Source organism: Mesorhizobium sp. M0185 (assembly GCF_040322175.1).
Taxonomy (GTDB): Bacteria; Pseudomonadota; Alphaproteobacteria; order Rhizobiales; family Rhizobiaceae; genus Mesorhizobium.
Map to the genome: position 1 here is coordinate 76499 of NZ_JAMYSY010000012.1, position 16393 is coordinate 92891.

General features: G+C 62.3%; 15 protein-coding genes. 5 read left to right on the plus strand and 10 right to left on the minus strand.

Annotation, left to right across the window (positions count from 1 at the left end):
* The first annotated feature begins 137 nt into the window (after positions 1–137).
* A complete protein-coding gene (locus NKJ20_RS12425) occupies positions 138–1028 on the plus strand; it encodes an AraC family transcriptional regulator (protein ID WP_352744318.1) in 891 nt (296 codons plus the stop codon).
* Here the strand turns inward: NKJ20_RS12425 and NKJ20_RS12430 are convergent.
* Positions 1025–1870, minus strand: a complete 846-nt coding sequence (locus tag NKJ20_RS12430; RefSeq protein ID WP_023677514.1) for a MurR/RpiR family transcriptional regulator — start codon at positions 1868–1870, stop codon at positions 1025–1027. The two genes, NKJ20_RS12425 and NKJ20_RS12430, sit on opposite strands and share 4 nt — an antisense overlap.
* Positions 1871–2021: 151 nt before the next feature.
* Between NKJ20_RS12430 and NKJ20_RS12435 the strand changes: the two genes are divergently transcribed.
* Positions 2022–3131, plus strand: coding sequence for a Gfo/Idh/MocA family protein (locus NKJ20_RS12435; protein ID WP_352634838.1), 1110 nt, complete (start codon positions 2022–2024; stop codon positions 3129–3131).
* Positions 3132–3344: 213 nt separating this feature from the next.
* Here NKJ20_RS12435 and NKJ20_RS12440 read toward each other — a convergent pair whose 3' ends face one another.
* The 7 genes from NKJ20_RS12440 to NKJ20_RS12470 all read right to left on the minus strand — a co-directional run bounded on the left by NKJ20_RS12440 (position 3345) and on the right by NKJ20_RS12470 (position 11045).
* A complete protein-coding gene (locus NKJ20_RS12440; RefSeq protein WP_352744321.1) occupies positions 3345–4436 on the minus strand; it encodes a 3-deoxy-7-phosphoheptulonate synthase in 1092 nt (363 codons plus the stop codon).
* A gap of 476 nt (positions 4437–4912) precedes the next feature.
* Positions 4913–5707 carry an SDR family oxidoreductase gene (locus tag NKJ20_RS12445; protein ID WP_352634842.1) on the minus strand — a complete coding sequence of 265 codons (795 nt, stop codon included), beginning with the start codon at positions 5705–5707 and terminating at the stop codon, positions 4913–4915.
* 23 nt (positions 5708–5730) lie between these two features.
* Entirely contained in the window at positions 5731–6732 is a 1002-nt protein-coding gene (iolG, locus tag NKJ20_RS12450) for an inositol 2-dehydrogenase (protein WP_352634844.1), read from the minus strand.
* A 68-nt stretch (positions 6733–6800) separates the two neighbouring features.
* Positions 6801–7568: an ATP-binding cassette domain-containing protein gene (locus NKJ20_RS12455; RefSeq protein WP_254815918.1), complete on the minus strand. Its 768-nt coding sequence runs from the start codon at positions 7566–7568 to the stop codon at positions 6801–6803.
* A gap of 2 nt (positions 7569–7570) precedes the next feature.
* Positions 7571–8647, minus strand: coding sequence for an ABC transporter permease (locus tag NKJ20_RS12460; RefSeq protein WP_292655972.1), 1077 nt, complete (start codon positions 8645–8647; stop codon positions 7571–7573).
* A gap of 114 nt (positions 8648–8761) precedes the next feature.
* Positions 8762–9703 (minus strand): sugar ABC transporter substrate-binding protein, encoded by a 942-nt coding sequence (locus tag NKJ20_RS12465; RefSeq protein ID WP_352451673.1) that lies wholly within the window; start codon positions 9701–9703, stop codon positions 8762–8764.
* A 310-nt stretch (positions 9704–10013) separates the two neighbouring features.
* Positions 10014–11045 carry a LacI family DNA-binding transcriptional regulator gene (locus tag NKJ20_RS12470; RefSeq protein WP_023677522.1) on the minus strand — a complete coding sequence of 344 codons (1032 nt, stop codon included), beginning with the start codon at positions 11043–11045 and terminating at the stop codon, positions 10014–10016.
* Positions 11046–11182: 137 nt separating this feature from the next.
* Between NKJ20_RS12470 and NKJ20_RS12475 the strand changes: the two genes are divergently transcribed.
* From NKJ20_RS12475 to NKJ20_RS12485, 3 genes are read left to right on the plus strand one after another with little or no spacing between them, the layout of a single operon-like run.
* Positions 11183–12310: a fatty acid desaturase family protein gene (locus NKJ20_RS12475; RefSeq protein WP_352744324.1), complete on the plus strand. Its 1128-nt coding sequence runs from the start codon at positions 11183–11185 to the stop codon at positions 12308–12310.
* Positions 12311–12351: 41 nt separating this feature from the next.
* Positions 12352–12666, plus strand: a complete 315-nt coding sequence (locus tag NKJ20_RS12480; protein WP_352744327.1) for a MocE family 2Fe-2S type ferredoxin — start codon at positions 12352–12354, stop codon at positions 12664–12666.
* A 2-nt stretch (positions 12667–12668) separates the two neighbouring features.
* Positions 12669–13898: an NAD(P)/FAD-dependent oxidoreductase gene (locus tag NKJ20_RS12485; protein ID WP_352744381.1), complete on the plus strand. Its 1230-nt coding sequence runs from the start codon at positions 12669–12671 to the stop codon at positions 13896–13898.
* 34 nt (positions 13899–13932) lie between these two features.
* On the opposite strand, the gene NKJ20_RS12490 is transcribed toward NKJ20_RS12485, so the two are convergent.
* On the minus strand, positions 13933–14895 hold the full coding sequence (locus NKJ20_RS12490; RefSeq protein WP_352744330.1) for a DUF1402 family protein: 963 nt from the start codon (positions 14893–14895) through the stop codon (positions 13933–13935).
* A gap of 182 nt (positions 14896–15077) precedes the next feature.
* A complete protein-coding gene (hslU, locus tag NKJ20_RS12495; protein WP_352454824.1) occupies positions 15078–16391 on the minus strand; it encodes an ATP-dependent protease ATPase subunit HslU in 1314 nt (437 codons plus the stop codon).
* Positions 16392–16393 lie beyond the last annotated feature (2 nt).

The following is a 16393-nucleotide window of genomic DNA, read 5'->3' on the forward strand; positions in this document are numbered from 1 at the left end:
ATCGGTGTCTCCATTTTTCTTGTGGAAGACCCACAAATGGTGCGAGGCAGCGGGCGTTGCGCGCCGGAAACTCTCCAGCTCTTGCCTAATCCTCTCACGCTGTTGCGCCGCCGGTGCGAATGCGCGATGCTGGCGCAATGAGCGAAGCGCTGCAGGAGTTGATCGAGATCGCCAGCCGCCATGCGCGCGGGCGACGAACAAGAACGGCGGTTCCCCGCGTTTCGATCGGCCGCAGCGAAGTCGCCACGCCGCCATTGTCAGGGGTGTGGGGGTCGGGGATCTTATTCGTACTGCAGGGCGCGAAGACGGTTCTGATCGGCGACCGGGCTCTTCGTTACAATCCGGCCAGCTATTTCATCTATACTGTCGAGACGCCCACCATCAGCCAGATAATCGAAGCGAGCACGGCGCGTCCTTACCTGGCCATTGGCTTGACCCTTGACCTGCAGGCCGTCGCCGCGCTCCTCGTCGAGCACGCGCCGGCCCTCAGTGGCGACAGTTTCTCCACCTCTCCCGCTGATGACGATCTGCTCGACGCGTCGCGTCGAATGATGCGGCTGCTTGACCGGCCAGCGGAGATTCCCGTGCTCGCGACCATGATCGAGCGGGAGATGCTGTTTCGGCTCTTGCAAGGCCCCCAAGGCGGAAAGCTTCGTGAACTTGCGCGCGCCGATGGCCATCTGTCCCGGATTGGCCGGGCGATCGCCTGGATCCGTTGGCATCCCCATCAGCCGGTCCGGGTCGGCGATCTGGCCGAGATTGCCCGTATGAGCAGTGCTGCGTTTTATCGTCACTTCAAGGCGGCGACGGCCATGAGCCCAATCCAGTATCAAAAGCAAATCCGCTTGCTGGAAGCCCGCCATCTGCTGATTGCCCAGCCGGGCAACGTCGCACGTGTCGCCTTCGCCGTCGGCTATGAGAGTGCTTCCCAGTTCAGCCGGGAGTATGCCCGCCAGTTCGGGTCGCCGCCTGCCCGCGACGCAGCGCGGCTTTCGGCAGAAGGCGAAACGGCAATAGAGGTGATCTAAGGCTTGCGCTTCTTGCCAGTATCGCGCCGCTTCTCGCCGACCGCGACGGTCAGCGCCATAGCCAAAGCCATCGTCGCCGACAGCGAGCGGAAGCCGGCGAAATCGGCCTCGGCGACCTCGAACCAGACCCTGGCGAATTGGGCGAGTGGCGAAAAGGAGCTGTCGGTAATCGCCACGATCGGCACCCCTTGCTCCGAAATGACGCGCGCCTCCTCGATGGTGGCCGGGGCATAGGGCGAAAAGCTGATAGCGATCACGGCGTCCCTTGGAGAGGCAAAGCCGATCATCTCTGCATTGAGGCCGGCGGCCGATTCGATCAGCTGGTTGCGGATCTTGAGCTTGCCCAATGCATAGGCGATATAGGAGGCGACCGGGTAGGAGCGCCGCTTGGCCAGCACGTAAATGGTTTCGGCCTTGGCCAACACGGTGATCGCATCTTCGAAATGGTCTTCATTCAGCGTGCGCGAAATGTCGTTGAGCGAGGTACTGGCTGCGGCAACAAAACCGTCGAAAATCGCGCGGTGGCCGGCGCCTTCCTCGGCCTTGGCGCGCAATGCCGCCAGCCTTTCATCATAGGATGAATTGCGCTCGCGCAGGCGCTCGCGAAACACCAACTGCAGGCTGGTGAAACCGTCAAAACCAAGCTGCTGGGCAAAGCGGATCAGGGTCGAAGGCTGGACACCGGCGGAAGCGGCGATGCTGGCAGCGGTGCCGAAGGCGATATCGTCTGGGTTGTCGAGCGCATAGGCGGCGATCTGGGCGATACGTTTCGGCAGGCTGTGGCGCCGCTCCAGGATCGTCGCCCGCAGCGTCTCGAAATCGCGCGGCACCCGTTCGTCCATCGTCGCTCCGCCCAGGCTCATCGTCGGTTCCCTCTGTGCCCCATCATAGCGGGCCTGTGCAAGAACACCATAAAAAATGAGGCAAGCGTTCCATTTACAAACAAAATGGACTAATTCATCCACACAATTTGCGCACACGGAGGCAAGGCAGATGATCGGGGTAGGTCTTATCGGTACGGGCTTCATGGGCAAGTGCCACGCCATCGCCTGGAACGCAGTTGGCACCGTCTTTCCCGATGTGGACAAGCCAAGGATGGTCCATCTCGGCGAGGTCAACGAGGACCTTGCCAAACGGCGTGCCACCGAATTCGGCTTCGCCAAGGCCTCCGGCGATTGGCGCGCTGTCGTCGACGACCCGGAGGTCGATGTCATCTCGCTGACCACGCCGAACCAGTTCCACCCGGAAATGGCCATCGCCATCCTCGAAGCCGGCAAGCATCTGTGGTGTGAAAAACCGATGGCGCCAAGTTTTGCGGAGGCGCAAGCAATGGCTGCGGCGGCCCAAAAGTCCGGCAAGGTGGCCGCGCTTGGCTATAACTATATTCAGAACCCAGCGATCCGCCATATCGGCGCGCTGCTCGACGAGAAGATCATCGGCGAGGTCAACCATCTGCGTATCGAGATGGACGAGGACTTCATGGCCGATCCGGAGGCGCTGTTCTTCTGGAAGCACGAGGCGGCGTCCGGTTACGGCGCGCTCGACGATTTCGCCGTGCATCCGCTGTCGCTCATCGCCGTACTGTTCGGCCGCGTTGCCCGCGTCATGTGCGACATGGCCAAACCCTATGCCGACCGCCGCGTCGCCTCGGGCGGGCGCCGCGCGGTCGAGACCTACGACATCGCCAGCATCCTGATGCATCTCGAAAACGGCATCGCCGGCACGCTGCTGGTCAACCGTTCGGCCTGGGGCCGCAAAGGCCGGATCGCCATCCAGATTTTTGGCTCGAAGGGCTCGATCCTGTACGACCAGGAGCGGATGAATGAGTTCCAACTCTATCTGACGGCCGACCGGCCGACCGAGCAAGGCTATCGCACCATCCTGGTGGCGCCGCATCATAAGCCTTATGACGCCTTCCTGCCGGCGCCCGGCCACGGCCTTGGCTTTAATGACCTCAAGATTATCGAATGCCGGGAACTGTTGACGCGACTTGCCGGCAAGCCGGCGCGGATCATCGATTTCGACGAAGGCCTGGAGATCGAGCGCACGGTGCACGCGATGGCGCGCTCGTTCGCGGAACAGCGCTGGGTGGAGGTGCGGTAATAAGCCCTTCTCCCCTTGTGGGAGAAGGTGGCCGAGCGAAGCTCGGTCGGATGAGGGGTGTTGGACGGATCGCTACAGCGAAGAAATAAACGCTTAAAATCCCTCAATATTTTTGCGCCGAGTTTCTTCCAGCACCCCTCATCCGGCTCGGCGCTGCGCGCCGATCCACCTTCTCCCACAAGGGGAGAAGGGTCAGGGCCGGCATTGGCTGCCTCAGGCGGCTCCCGGACGGCCAGCGATCATGGCGCGTCGCGCCGACCGGCGCTGCTCGACGGCGTCGGCAAGGCCGTGCAGCACCGTTTCGGTGGTTTCCCAGTCGATACAGCCGTCGGTGATGCTCTGGCCATAGACGAGCGGCTTGCCGGGCACGACGTCCTGCCGGCCGGCGACAAGGTTGCTCTCGATCATGATGCCGATGATGCGCTCGTCGCCTGCCGCGATCTGGCCCGCCACGTCAGCCGCCACCAGCGGCTGGTTTTCCGGCTTCTTGTTGCTGTTGGCATGACTGACATCGATCATCAGCCGAGGTGCCACGCCGATCCGGCCGAGCTCAGCGCAGGCAGCAGCTATGCTTGTCGCGTCGTAGTTGGGCACAATGCCGCCGCGCAGGATGACGTGGCAGTCCTCGTTGCCGGTGGTCGTCGCGATGGCGCTGCGCCCACCTTTCGTCACCGCCATGAAATGGTGCGGCTGGGCGGCGGATTTCACGGCCTCGGCCGCGATCCGCAAATTGCCGTCGGTGCCGTTCTTGAAGCCGACCGGGCAGGACAGGCCTGATGCGAGTTCGCGGTGGATCTGGCTCTCGGTCGTGCGCGCGCCGATCGCGCCCCAGGCGACGACGTCGGCAATGTATTGCGGAGTTGTCATGTCGAGGAACTCGGTCGCTGAGGGAAGGCCGAGATTGTTGACCGCCGAGAGCACGTTGCGGGCCATCCGCAGACCCTTGTCGATGTTGAAGCTGCCGTCCAGGTCGGGATCGTTGATCAGGCCCTTCCACCCGACCGTCGTGCGCGGTTTCTCGAAATAAACGCGCATCACGATCTCCAGCCGGTCCGACAGGCTTTCACGCAGCGATGCCAAACGGCTGGCATAGTCTACGGCAGCGGCCGGGTCGTGGATCGAACAGGGGCCGACGACGACCACCAGACGATCGTCGGTGCCGGTCAGCACGGCGTGGATCGCGTTGCGTGACGCGGCAACGGTCCGCGTCGCCGTCAGCGTGCGCGGTATTTCCCGCATCACCTCGTCGGGTGTGCTCAGTTCTCTGATTTCCTTGACCCGAAGATCGTCTGTGGTCGTCAACATGGCTTTCTGCTCCTGATTGGGGAGACCTGCCGGCTGAAACAAAAAAGCCGCCAGGTCTGGCGGCTGTTCGGATCTTGTTGCTGCAATCTTCAGATCGAGCGCAATCCTCCCGCCGCCAGCGAGCTCATAAAGTACCAATAGGTGGCGGTCAGGTTGATCATGAGGGCTGATATAGTCGATGCGGAGGCGCTTGTCACGTGCCTGGTGAGGAGGAGGTTTACTCCAGCCCATTCGCGATTGGCTGAAGCCCCCCGAACTTCGTCATCCCAGGGCGAAGCAGGAGCGGAGCTCCGTCGCGGAGACCCTGGGATCCATGCCGTTGCCTTGGCCAAGGAGTGCTGCGGAACTAAATTCTGCATTGTAGCGACGCCTAGATGTCACGGCATGGATCCTCGGGTCTGCGCCGCGTCGCTGCGCTCCTTGCTCCGCCCGTGGATGACGAAGTGATGGGCGGCGTTCCGCTAGACTTGCCAGCGTTATTCCGGTGACGCCCCGGCGATGCTCTGATCGTAATCGACCAGCGACCCGGTCATGACGCCGGACTGCGGGCTGATCATATAGCTGATCAACCGGGCAAGCTGCGCCGGCTTCACCAATTGACCCATCGGCTGCGCGGCCTCGGCCCTTTCCAGCCAGTCGTCCGGCGCGTCGTGCCATTTCTTCTGCACGATCGCCTCGCCCTCGGTGTCCATCCAGCCGGGCAGCACCGCATTGCAGCGGATGCGATTGCCGCGATAGGCGTTGGCGACATTCTTGGTGAGTGTCGCCAGCGCTCCCTTGCTCGACGAATAGGGCGCCAGGAACGACTGGCCGCAATGCGCCGACATCGACAGCACGTTGACGATCGAGCCCGGTGCCTGGCGCGCCAGCAAATGCGCCACCACGCCCTGCATCAGGAAAAACGGGCCGCGCACATTGGTCTGGAATATCTGGTCGAACAGATCCTCGGAGGTCTCGACCAGCGAGCCGCGAGCCGAGGTGGCAGCGGCGTTGACCAGCGCGTTGACGGTACCAAAATGGCCAATCGCGGTTTCGACCGCACGCTTGCAGTCGGCCACTTTTGAGACGTCGGCGCTGATGAAGATGGCATCGACGCCTGCCCCCTCGAGGATGGCGACAGCCTTGTCGCCCTTCTCCTGCGAGCGGCCGATCAGCGCCAGCGCCCGGCAGCCCTCATCGGCCAGCGCTTCGGCGACGGCAAAGCCGATGCCTTGTGCGCCGCCGGTGACGATGGCGCGTGTTTCGGAATTGCGACCGGCTGAACCGTTCATCGCCTTGCTCCTGTGCTTGATAGTCAGATTGTTTTGTCGAGGCGGACGGTCTTGCCTTCCTTGGCCGATTTCAGCGCCGCATCCGCCAGCCTGAGCGCCACCAGCCCGTCCTTGCCGCTCGGCGTCGCCTTCTTGCCTGACGTCGCTGCCGCGATGAAGGCAGCGATCTCGTTGGCATAAGCGTCGAGATAACGGGTCATGAAGAAATCGTGCAGCGGCGGCCGCGTATAGCCTTTCTCATTGGCCAGTTCGATCGACACCGGCCGCTGGTTCTCGGCCGCAATCATGCCTTTCGAGCCATGCACCTCGATGCGCTGGTCGTAGCCATAGGTGGCGCGGCGTGAGTTGGAGATAACGCATTGCTTGCCGGAGGCAGTTTCGAGGATGACGCTGACGCTGTCGAAGTCGCCGGCCTCGCCGATCTTCTTGTCGACCAGCACCGAAGCATGCGCGCTGACCGCCACCGGCTCCTCGCCGAGCAGGAAGCGCGCCATGTCGAAATCATGAATGGTCATGTCGCGGAAGATGCCGCCCGAGCGGCCGATATAGTCGAGCGGCGGCGGGCCGGGATCGCGCGAGGTGATTGTCACCATTTCGACAGTGCCGATGGCGCCGTCGTCGATCGCCTTGCGCACGGCGGCAAAATGCGGATCGAAGCGGCGGTTGAAGCCGACCATCAGGGTGGCGCCGGCCTTGTCGACGACGGCCAGGCAACGTTCCACCCTGGCGGCGTCGAGGTCGATCGGCTTTTCGCAGAAAATCGCTTTACCCGCTTTGGCGAAGCGTTCGATCAGATCGGCATGAGTGTCGGTCGGCGTGCAGATGACGACCGCGTCGATATCGCCGGCCTTCTCGATGGCGTCGATGCTGCGCACTTCGGCGTCATAGGCAGAGGCCAGATCGGTCGCCGCCTTCTCGAAGGCGTCGGCAACCGCAACCAGCCTGGCCTGCGGATTGGAACCAACGGCGCGAGCATGGACCTTGCCGATACGGCCGGCACCGAGAAGAGCAAAGCGAAGAGGCATGAAGAATTTTCCTTTGAGGATGGTTCGGAAGGGAGGGCGTGTCAGCGCCTGTGGCTCGGCGTTGGCCGTTACGCCGCAAGTTCTGCCTGCCCGGTCTTGGCACCGGTGATGTAGGAGACGATATCGTTGCCGTCGGTGTCTTGCTTGCGCAAATTGGCGACGATGCGGCCGCGCCGGAAAACGACAATGCGGTCGACCAGGTCGAACACCTGGCGCATGTTGTGAGAGATCAGGATCAGCGGTTCGCCATTCTCCTTCAGCGTGCGGATGATGTTTTCGACCTGCATCGTCTCCTGCACGCCGAGTGCCGCCGTCGGCTCATCCATGATGATGAGCTTGGAAGCAAAGGTCGCGGTTCTGGCAATCGCCACGCACTGGCGCTGGCCGCCCGACATGTGGCGGATAGTATTGGAAAGATTGGGGATCTTGACCGCTGTCCGGACCAAGGCTGCCTCGGTCGCCTTGCGCATGAACTTGCGATCGAGGATCGAGAAGGGCCCGAGATTGAAAAGCACCCGCTCGCGGCCGAGGAACAGGTTCGACGGGACGTCGAGGTCGTCGGCGAGCGCCAGGTTCTGGAACACCGTCTCGATGCCCGCCTCGCGGGCTTCGATCGGGCCGGCAAAATTCACTTCCTTGCCGTCGAACCACATCCTGCCGCTGGTGCGCTGCTCGACGCCGGTGATCTGGCGTACGAAGGTCGATTTGCCAGCGCCGTTGTCGCCCATGATGGCGACGTGCTCGCCCTTGCGCAGCTCGAAGTTGGCACCCTCCAGCGCATGGACGCCGCCATAATACTTGGTCAGGTTTTCGGTCTTCAGGACGATGTCCGACATGATCAAGCCCTCATCGCCCGCAGGCGTTGGCGCCACTGGTCGAGTACGACTGCGCCGACGATGATCACGCCTTTGACCATCTCCTGATAATAGGCGTCGAGGCGCAGAAAGGTGAAGCCGGAGATGATGACGCCGAAGATCAGCGAGCCGATCACCGTCCCGATAATCGAACCGCGGCCGCCCGACAGCGAGACGCCGCCGATAACCGCCATGGCGATCGCGTCGAGCTCGTACATTACACCCATGCCGGCCTGGGCGGTGAGATTCTTGGAGCTCAGCACCACGGCGGCGAGCGCGGCGAGGACGCCGGCAATGACGTAGACGAGGATCTTGTGGTTGGCGATGTTGATGCCGGACATGCGCGCGGCGTCCTCATTGGAGCCGATTGCATAGCAGTGCTTGCCATATTTGGTGTAACTCAGGATCAGCTGGAACAGCACTGCGAGCGATATGAAAATGATGACCGGCATCAGCCCCTTGCCGATGGCGGCGAAACTCTCGGTCGGAAACGAGATCGGCTGCCCCTTTGACCACCATTTGGCGATGCCGCGTGCGGTGACCATCATGCCGAGCGTGGCGATGAACGGCGGGATGCGCGTGTAGGCGATCAAAGCGCCGTTGACCAGGCCGGCCAGCAGTCCGCAGCCGATCGCGACCAGCACCGGCACGATCACCGGCAGGTCGGTCCAGCCCTGGGCGATGAACATCGCCTTGGGGTTCGGGTTGCCGTTGACCGTCGCCACCTGGGCGAAGCTCATGGCGATCATTGCCGTGGCGCCGACGATCGAACCTGAGGACAGGTCGATGCCGCCGGTAATGATCACCTGCGTCACGCCGATGGCAATAATGCCGACGATCGACACCTGCAGGATGATGATCTGCAGGCGCGCTTCGTTGAAGATCGCATCGATATTGTCGCGGGTGTTGAACAGGAAGCTGTCGCCCAGGAAAACCCGGCCGATCAGCTCGAAAGCGCCGACCAGGATGACGAGCGCCAGGAAGACGTTGAATTCGGCCGGCCATGCGCGCCGCTTCGCATCATAGCTGAGCCCGCCGACGCCGTGAGATGTCTGTGCCAATCGTGCTTCCTCCGTCAGCCACGGTCTCCACTCGGCGCTGTTCAGGCCGAGAGGGAAAAAGCGGAGCGGCGCTGTCTTACTTCGGCGCGCCGCTCCGTATCGGACAGGTCCGCCTCAGTTCTTCTTCAGGAACTTGTCGATATTTGCCGGCGTGACCAGCTGGAACGGGATGTAGACCTTGTGCTCGACCTTCTCGCCCTTCGCCAGCTTGAGCGCCGCGTCAAGCGCGCCGGCACCCTGGCCGGCCGCGTCCTGGAACACCGTCGCATCGAGGTCGCCCGCCTGCATCGCGGCAAGCGCATCCTGGGTAGCGTCGACCCCGCCGACGACAACCGACTTCATGTCGATGTTGGCGGCCTTCATCGCCTGGATGGCGCCGATGGCGCTTTCGTCATTATTGGCGATGACGCCGTCGAACGGTTTGCCGGTCGACAGCCAGTTGGTCATCAGGTTCTGCGCTTCTTCGCGCTTCCAGTTCGACGTCTGCTTGTCGATGATCTTGATGAAGCTGCACTCCGGCGTGGCGATCACGTCATCAATGTCCTTGGTGCGCTGCACCGCTGCCTGGTTCGACAACTCGCCCATGATCACATAGACGTTGGCTTCAGTCTTGCCGGCCTCCTTGAACAGGCGGCAGACCTCCTTGGTCTCGAGCGTGCCGGAATCGGCTTCGTTCGAGGCGACGAAGGCCTGGTTTTCGGGCAGCGTGTCGACGTTGACCGGCTCGCGATTGACATAGACCAGTGGAATCTTGGCAGCGGCGGCTGCGTCCGACATCGCCTGAGTCGCCGAGGTGTCGACCGGGTTGACGATGATGGCGTCGACGCCTGAGGCGGCGAAGTTCTTGATCTGGTCGAGTTGCTTGGCGACGTCGTTCTGCGCATCCTCCACCTGCAGCTCGACGCCGTCCATGCCCTTGGCCTGTTCAATCATGCCGTTGCGCAGCACGGTGAGAAAATTGTCGTCGAACAACGCCATCGACACGCCGATCTTGGCAGCAAAGGCGGACGAACTCATCAGCGCCGCGAACGCGACGCCCAAAAGCAGTTTTTTCATTTTATTTCTCCTCCACATTGGTGTCCGGCTGCACCGATCTACCCGGAATCCCCGATCTCGCAGGGAATTCTCTCCCGATTGCCATTTTTGGTTCCGGAGGCATTTTGCCTGGAACAGATCTTCCGGAACGAAAGAACCAAAATTCTCAGTTGGTGAAATATTTATTCCATTTCGCTTGGGCGTCAAGCGAGATTTCGCCATGAGGAATGGATTTTCGGCATTTCGAGCGCTTTTAGACGGACGCTAACGCAAGCCAGGCCTGAAAGCGTTCTGATAGATTACATCATGTCTGCCGCCGATGACCGCGACGTCAGATGTTTTCCGGCAGATAAATGTCGAAGGGCAGAAAGGTCTGGCCCGGCGCATTCGCAGCGCCGGTCTCGATGGCATGCGCCATCAGCCCGACAAGCTCGCGGCAAAGCGCCGCCAGTGGCGTCGAGATCACCATGGTCAGGAAATTATCTGCCAGCGCCGCGCGGGAGTCGGGCGTGATCTCGTTGCAGACGACCGCCGGCATCTCAGCCGGCTTTGCCTCCCTCAGCGCCGAGATCGCGCCTTCCATGCCGCCACCGGCGACATAGCAACCGGCGAGATCAGGGTGGCGGGCCAGAAGCTCGATCATTGCATCATGCGTGATCTGGTTCGCTTCCAGATTGACCAACGTCTCGAGGAGAGTGAATTCCGGCGCCTGCTCGCGAAAGAAGGAGCGAAAACCGATCTCGCGAAGCTCATGGCCGTGGAAGCGATGGCTGCCGACGAAGAGGGCAACCTTGCCAGGTCTCTTCGCGGCCTTCGAGATCATCCAGGCAGCGGTGCGGCCGACCTTGCGATTGTCCAGGCCAACATAGCCCTCGCGAATACCGGACGCAAAGTCGGAAAGCAGGGAGAACACCGGTACGCCATTGGCTTTGAGAGCCTCGACGGCGACCGTCAGCGTCGGGTGATCAGGCCCGACCAGGGCGACGGCCCTGGATTTGGCGGCCAGCTTGCGCATCCGCTCGACGATCTCGTCCGGCGCCAGCGAAGCGGCGAAGTCGATGGTGGCCACGCCGCGAAAGCGCGGCGACTGCGATACCGCCAGTTCAAGCTCGCGGGCAAATTCACTGTAGAAGACGTCCTCCCGTCTCAACAGCAGGAACCCGAGCCGGTATTCGGGCAATTCATGGCGCATCCGCTGCTTGATCAATCCGGCTGCGTGATAGCCGATGCTGGTCGCGGCCTCATAGACGCGGCGCGCGGTTTCCTCGCGCACCGGCAAGCGGTTGTTCAGCACCCGGTCGACGGTGGCAACGCTGACCCCCGAAATGCGCGCCAGGTCGGTGATCGTCGGCCGTTTCGCCATCGCTGCCTCATTCCACTGTTTGGCCCTTTTACACCATCCTGATGGAAAATGATAGAAACTATCTTTGTGATATTGAGCCTATCAGGGCTCGGCGTTATTTTGAACGCTGACCGAATATGATCGAGGCCTCCGCTATGGTGGATATTGGACTCCGAACCGGGAATACGAGCTCCGCAGCGGCGTCCCGACGCGACTATAGCCTGATCGGCCGCGACGCGAAGCTTGCCGTCGAGAGCGGGCTGGCGGCGGCCGAGTGGTATCACACCGACGTGCCGCGCAAGCAGATGAAGGAGCTGATGCAGCGCTCCGACGGCCCGGCGATCCGCGATACCATCGTCTGGCTCGGCGCCATGATCCTCAGCGGCGCCGGCGCCGCCTGGTTCTGGGGCAGCTGGTGGTGCGTGCCGTTCTTCTTCGTCTACGGCGTCCTCTACGGTTCCTCCACCGATTCACGCTGGCACGAATGCGGCCACGGCACCGCTTTCAGGACGCGGTGGATGAACGACGTGGTCTATCAGGTCGCCTGCTTCATGATCATGCGCAACCCGGTGACCTGGCGCTGGAGCCACACGCGCCATCATACCGATACCATCATCGTCGGCCGCGATCCGGAGATCTCGGTGATGCGTCCGCCCGATCTGCTGCGCGTGGTGCTCAACTTCGTCGGCATTCTCGACGCCTGGCACGCGATGAGCGACATGCTGCGCAATGCAGCCGGCATCGTCAGCCCGGCCGAAAGAACCTTCATTCCCGAGCAGGAGCAGCCGAAGGCAACTCGCATTGCCCGCATCTGGACGACAATCTATGCCGCGACCATTGCGCTGGCGCTCTATACCGGCTCGTTCCTGCCGCTGATGCTGGTCGGTCTGCCCAGGCTTTACGGTGCCTGGCACCATGTCATGGTCGGCCTGCTGCAGCATGGCGGCCTGGCTGAAAACGTCACCGATCACCGGCTCAACAGCCGCACCGTCTACATGAACCCGATAAGCCGCTTCATCTACTGGAACATGAACTACCATGTCGAGCATCACATGTTTCCCATGGTGCCCTATCACGCGCTGGCCAGGCTGCACGAACTGATCAAGCACGATCTGCCGGCGCCGACACCGTCCATCCTGGCCGGCTACCGCGAGATGATACCGGCTTTCCTGCGCCAGCTGCGCAATGAGGATTATTTCATCAAGCGCGAACTGCCGCCGACGGCGAGGCCCTATCGCGAGGGCTTCCACAACGACAACGCTACCGCTGCGGTGGCTGCCGAATGACAAGCCCATGCCGAGGGTGCCAAGTATTGGGGGAGCCGTAGATGAGCGACTGGGTCGAGGCCTGTGACGCCGAGGACATCGACGAAGAGGACGTGATGCGCTTCGACCATGGCGGCCGCACCTTTGCCATCTATCGCAGCCCCGACGACGAGTATTTCGCCACCGACGGGCTTTGCACGCATGAGAAGGTGCATATGGCCGACGGGCTGGTCATGGACGACATCATCGAGTGCCCGAAGCACAATGGCCGCTTCAACTACAAGACAGGGGCTGCCAGGGGCGCGCCGGTCTGCGTCGATCTAAGAACTTATCCGGTCAAAGTCGACGCCGGCAAAGTCCTTGTCCGGATTGGTTGATGATGACGAAGGGAATGGCCATCATTGGCGCCGGCGAATGCGGCGGGCGCGCCGCCCTTGCGCTGCGCGAGCTCGGCTATGATGGCCCGGTGACGCTGGTCGGCGACGAGCCGCATCTTCCCTATGAGCGCCCGCCGCTGTCGAAAGACGCGATGGTTGCCGACGCGCCCCTAATCAAGGCGATCGCCAGCGACGCGATCTTGGCCGAGCGCTCTATCCGGCATATCCATTCGGTTTTGGCTGTGGCGATCGACCGCACGGCGCATGTCGTGCGCCTGTCCGACGGTTCCGCCCTGGCCTACGACAAGCTCCTGCTGGCAACCGGTTCGGTGCCGCGCAAGCTGCCGATGCCGGGCCTTGGCGGGCGCTGCGTCTACCTCCGGACCTTCAACGACGCGCTGGCCATTCGCGCCCATCTCAGCGCCGGCAATCGCATCGCCATCATTGGCGGCGGCTTCATCGGGCTTGAGCTTGCCGCGGCGGCGCGCAGGCTGGGTGCGGCGGTCACCATCATTGAGGCGCAGCCGCGCATCTTGATGCGCGGCGTGCCAGCCGAGATCGCTGGGGTTATCCATCAGGCGCATGAAGCGGAAGGCGTGAAAATCCTGTGCGGCGAGGGCATCGCCGCCATTGCCGATGATGGCGCCGAAGTGCGCATCGCGCTCGCCGGTGGACGCGACATTGTCGCCGATCTTGCCGTGATCGGCATCGGCGCCATGCCGGTGACCGGACTTGCCGCGGAGGCGGGGCTGACCGTCGACAATGGCATCGCCGTCGACGCCGAGCTTCGCACCAGCGACCCGGATGTCTTTGCCGCCGGCGATTGCTGTTCGTTTCCGCTCGCCATCTATGGCGGCCGGCGCGTGCGGCTCGAAGCCTGGCGCAACGCACAGGAGCAGGGCGCGCTCGCCGCAAGGAATATGCTTGGCGCCGGCGAGGCCCATGCGGCGGTGCCGTGGTTCTGGTCGGATCAGTACGGCCTGACCTTGCAGATCGCCGGCCTGTCGGACGAAGGCCGCAGCATCGTGCGCCGCGACCTCGGCGACGGCGCCTTCATCCTGTTCCACCTCGCCGAAGACGGCAGGCTGGTTGCGGCAAGCGGCATCGGCGCCGGCAACGCGGTCGCCCGCGACATAAGGCTGGCCGAGATGCTGATTGCAAAGCAGGCAAGGCCGGCGCCGGAAGCGCTAGGCTCGCAGTCCGTCAAGTTAAAGTCGTTGCTGGCGGCTTGATCCGCCGCGTGGATAATTGGCCGAACGCGTTCGGCTAAAACAGCGCTTTCAGCTCCGGCAGCTTGTCGTTGACCAGCCAGCCATAGTAATTTTCCTCGGGCAGTTTTTCCGGCTCGCCCGCAGCGCGGCGTTTGTCGTTCTCGGCCTTCAGCGCATAGGCGCGCTGTTCGGGGTTGCCGACATTGTAGAGCGTCGACGTGATGCCGGGATTGCCTGAGATGTCGAAGCCGGCAATGCTTTTATAGGCGTCGATCGACTTCCTTATCGTCGCCGCGACATAAGGCAGTGTCAGGTCAGGGTCCATGATCGTCTTGTAGACCGCATTGGGGTCGCCGACGTCGAGTTCCGGCAGGCCGGAAACCTTGTGCACGAGGTCGCTCATCTGCAGTGCGGTCAGCGGATTGAGCTGGCCAATGCCAAAAGTCTGGCCGGCATAATAAGGCTGGAAGAAAGTGGCGCCGAAGCGGTCGTTGGGAAAGCTCTCGCCGTTGACGGTTTTGCCGCGGAACGACCGGTTCCACACCTGTTCGCGGCACTCCCACAGATCGTAGCTGTCGGACTTCCCTGCGCATTTCGCAAATTGCGGCCGTTGCACGAAATAGGTGATGTCCTCGCCATCATAGGCAAAGGAGAGCTTGCTCGACAGATACGAGATCGCCTTGACGTAATAGGTCTGCAGCCGGTCATAGGCATCGACATTATAGGTATGCTCGCCGACGATGGCTCCAACGATATGCATTGGGTCGATGTCATAGGCCGCGGCTGCCTGCTTGATCTTGCCGCGCAGCTCGGCATCGTTCTGGAGCAGCGCAAAGACTTTGCGGTATTTCGCCTGGAAGGTGGTGTTGGTCGCCTGGGTGCGCCGGCTCGAAGCGCCCGGTATGTCGGGCTGCTCGGTGTTGCGGTTGCCCGGCGGCACCATCGTTGCCGCTTGCGCGGCGAACATGGCTGCCGCCAGCGTCAGCCCCAAAATGACGAGGATCAGTTTTTTTTTCATGCGCCGCCGCCCAAATAGTCGCCGGCAAACTAGGTAATGCTCCACCGGGAGTCGAGAGACGCCTGCACCCGACGGGACGAAAGCTTGCCGGATGCTTCCATTTGGCCACACATCGGGAATGCTGGGCCAAATTGGGGAGGCCGGGAGCAATTCCCCGACCCTCTTCGAGAATGAAGCGTCTCCTACAGGATGAAACGCGACAAGTCCGTGTTTCTGGAGAGGTCGCCGACATGCTTTTCGACATAGGCGGCATCGATGGTCACCGAGGTGCCGTTGCGGTCCGGCGCGTCATAGGAGATATCGTCCAGCACCCGTTCCATCACCGTCTGCAGCCGCCTGGCGCCAATATTCTCGACGCTGGCGTTGAGGTCCACGGCGATGCCGGCCAACGAATCGATGGCGTCGTCGGTGAAGACCAGATCGACGCCTTCGGTCTTCATCAGCGCGATATACTGCTTGATCAGGCTGGCTTCGGTCTCGGTGAGGATGCGGACGAAATCGCCCTTCTCCAGCGCCCGCAGCTCGACGCGGATCGGCAGGCGGCCCTGCAATTCCGGCAGCAGATCGGAGGGCTTGGCGACGTGGAACGCACCCGAGGCGATGAACAGGATGTGGTCGGTCTTCACCGGTCCGTATTTGGTCGCAACCGTGGTGCCTTCGACCAGTGGCAACAGGTCGCGCTGGACGCCCTCGCGCGAAACACCGGCACCGATGCCGCCTTCACGCGAGGCGATCTTGTCGATCTCGTCAAGGAAGACAATGCCGTCATTCTCGGTCGATTCGAGCGCCCTGCGCACCACTTCGTCCTGATCGAGCAGCTTGTCGGACTCGTCGCTGATCAACAGCCCGTAGGACTCCTTGACGGTCGTCTTGCGCAACTTGGTCTTCTTGCCGCCCATCGCTTTCGACAGCATATCGTTGATGTTGAGCACGCCGATATTGGCGCCCGGCATGCCGGGGATCTCGAAGCCGGGCATGCCGCCATTGCCGGTATCGGCCACTTCGATCTCAATCTCCTTGTCGTCGAGCTCGCCGTCGCGCAGCTTCTTGCGGAAACTGTCACGGGTGGCCGGGCTCGCCGTCTTGCCGACGAGCGCTTCGAGCACCCGTTCCTCGGCGTTGATGTGGGCACGCGCCTTGACGTCCTCGCGCATCTTCTCGCGAACCAGCCCGATGGCGATCTCGACCAGGTCGCGGATGATCTGCTCGACATCGCGGCCGACATAACCGACCTCGGTGAACTTGGTGGCTTCGACCTTAACGAAAGGCGCACCGGCAAGGCGTGCCAGGCGGCGCGAAATCTCGGTCTTGCCGACGCCGGTCGGGCCGATCATCAGGATATTCTTCGGCATCACCTCTTCGCGCATCTGGCCCTCGAGCTGCTGGCGGCGCCAGCGGTTGCGCAAGGCAATCGCCACGGCACGCTTGGCGTCTTTCTGGCCGATGATGAAGCGGTCGAGTTCCGAAACGATTTCGCGAGGAGAGAAGGTGCTCATGT

Coding starts and splice junctions, on each gene's coding strand:
- NKJ20_RS12425 (WP_352744318.1), top strand. CDS start 138: ATGAGCGAAGCGCTGCAGGAGTTGATCGAGATCGCCAGCCGCCATGCG.
- NKJ20_RS12430 (WP_023677514.1), bottom strand. CDS start 1,870: ATGGACGAACGGGTGCCGCGCGATTTCGAGACGCTGCGGGCGACGATC.
- NKJ20_RS12435 (WP_352634838.1), top strand. CDS start 2,022: ATGATCGGGGTAGGTCTTATCGGTACGGGCTTCATGGGCAAGTGCCAC.
- NKJ20_RS12440 (WP_352744321.1), bottom strand. CDS start 4,436: ATGTTGACGACCACAGACGATCTTCGGGTCAAGGAAATCAGAGAACTG.
- NKJ20_RS12445 (WP_352634842.1), bottom strand. CDS start 5,707: ATGAACGGTTCAGCCGGTCGCAATTCCGAAACACGCGCCATCGTCACC.
- iolG (WP_352634844.1), bottom strand. CDS start 6,732: ATGCCTCTTCGCTTTGCTCTTCTCGGTGCCGGCCGTATCGGCAAGGTC.
- NKJ20_RS12455 (WP_254815918.1), bottom strand. CDS start 7,568: ATGTCGGACATCGTCCTGAAGACCGAAAACCTGACCAAGTATTATGGC.
- NKJ20_RS12465 (WP_352451673.1), bottom strand. CDS start 9,703: ATGAAAAAACTGCTTTTGGGCGTCGCGTTCGCGGCGCTGATGAGTTCG.
- NKJ20_RS12470 (WP_023677522.1), bottom strand. CDS start 11,045: ATGGCGAAACGGCCGACGATCACCGACCTGGCGCGCATTTCGGGGGTC.
- NKJ20_RS12480 (WP_352744327.1), top strand. CDS start 12,352: ATGAGCGACTGGGTCGAGGCCTGTGACGCCGAGGACATCGACGAAGAG.
- NKJ20_RS12485 (WP_352744381.1), top strand. CDS start 12,669: ATGACGAAGGGAATGGCCATCATTGGCGCCGGCGAATGCGGCGGGCGC.
- NKJ20_RS12490 (WP_352744330.1), bottom strand. CDS start 14,895: ATGAAAAAAAAACTGATCCTCGTCATTTTGGGGCTGACGCTGGCGGCA.
- hslU (WP_352454824.1), bottom strand. CDS start 16,391: ATGAGCACCTTCTCTCCTCGCGAAATCGTTTCGGAACTCGACCGCTTC.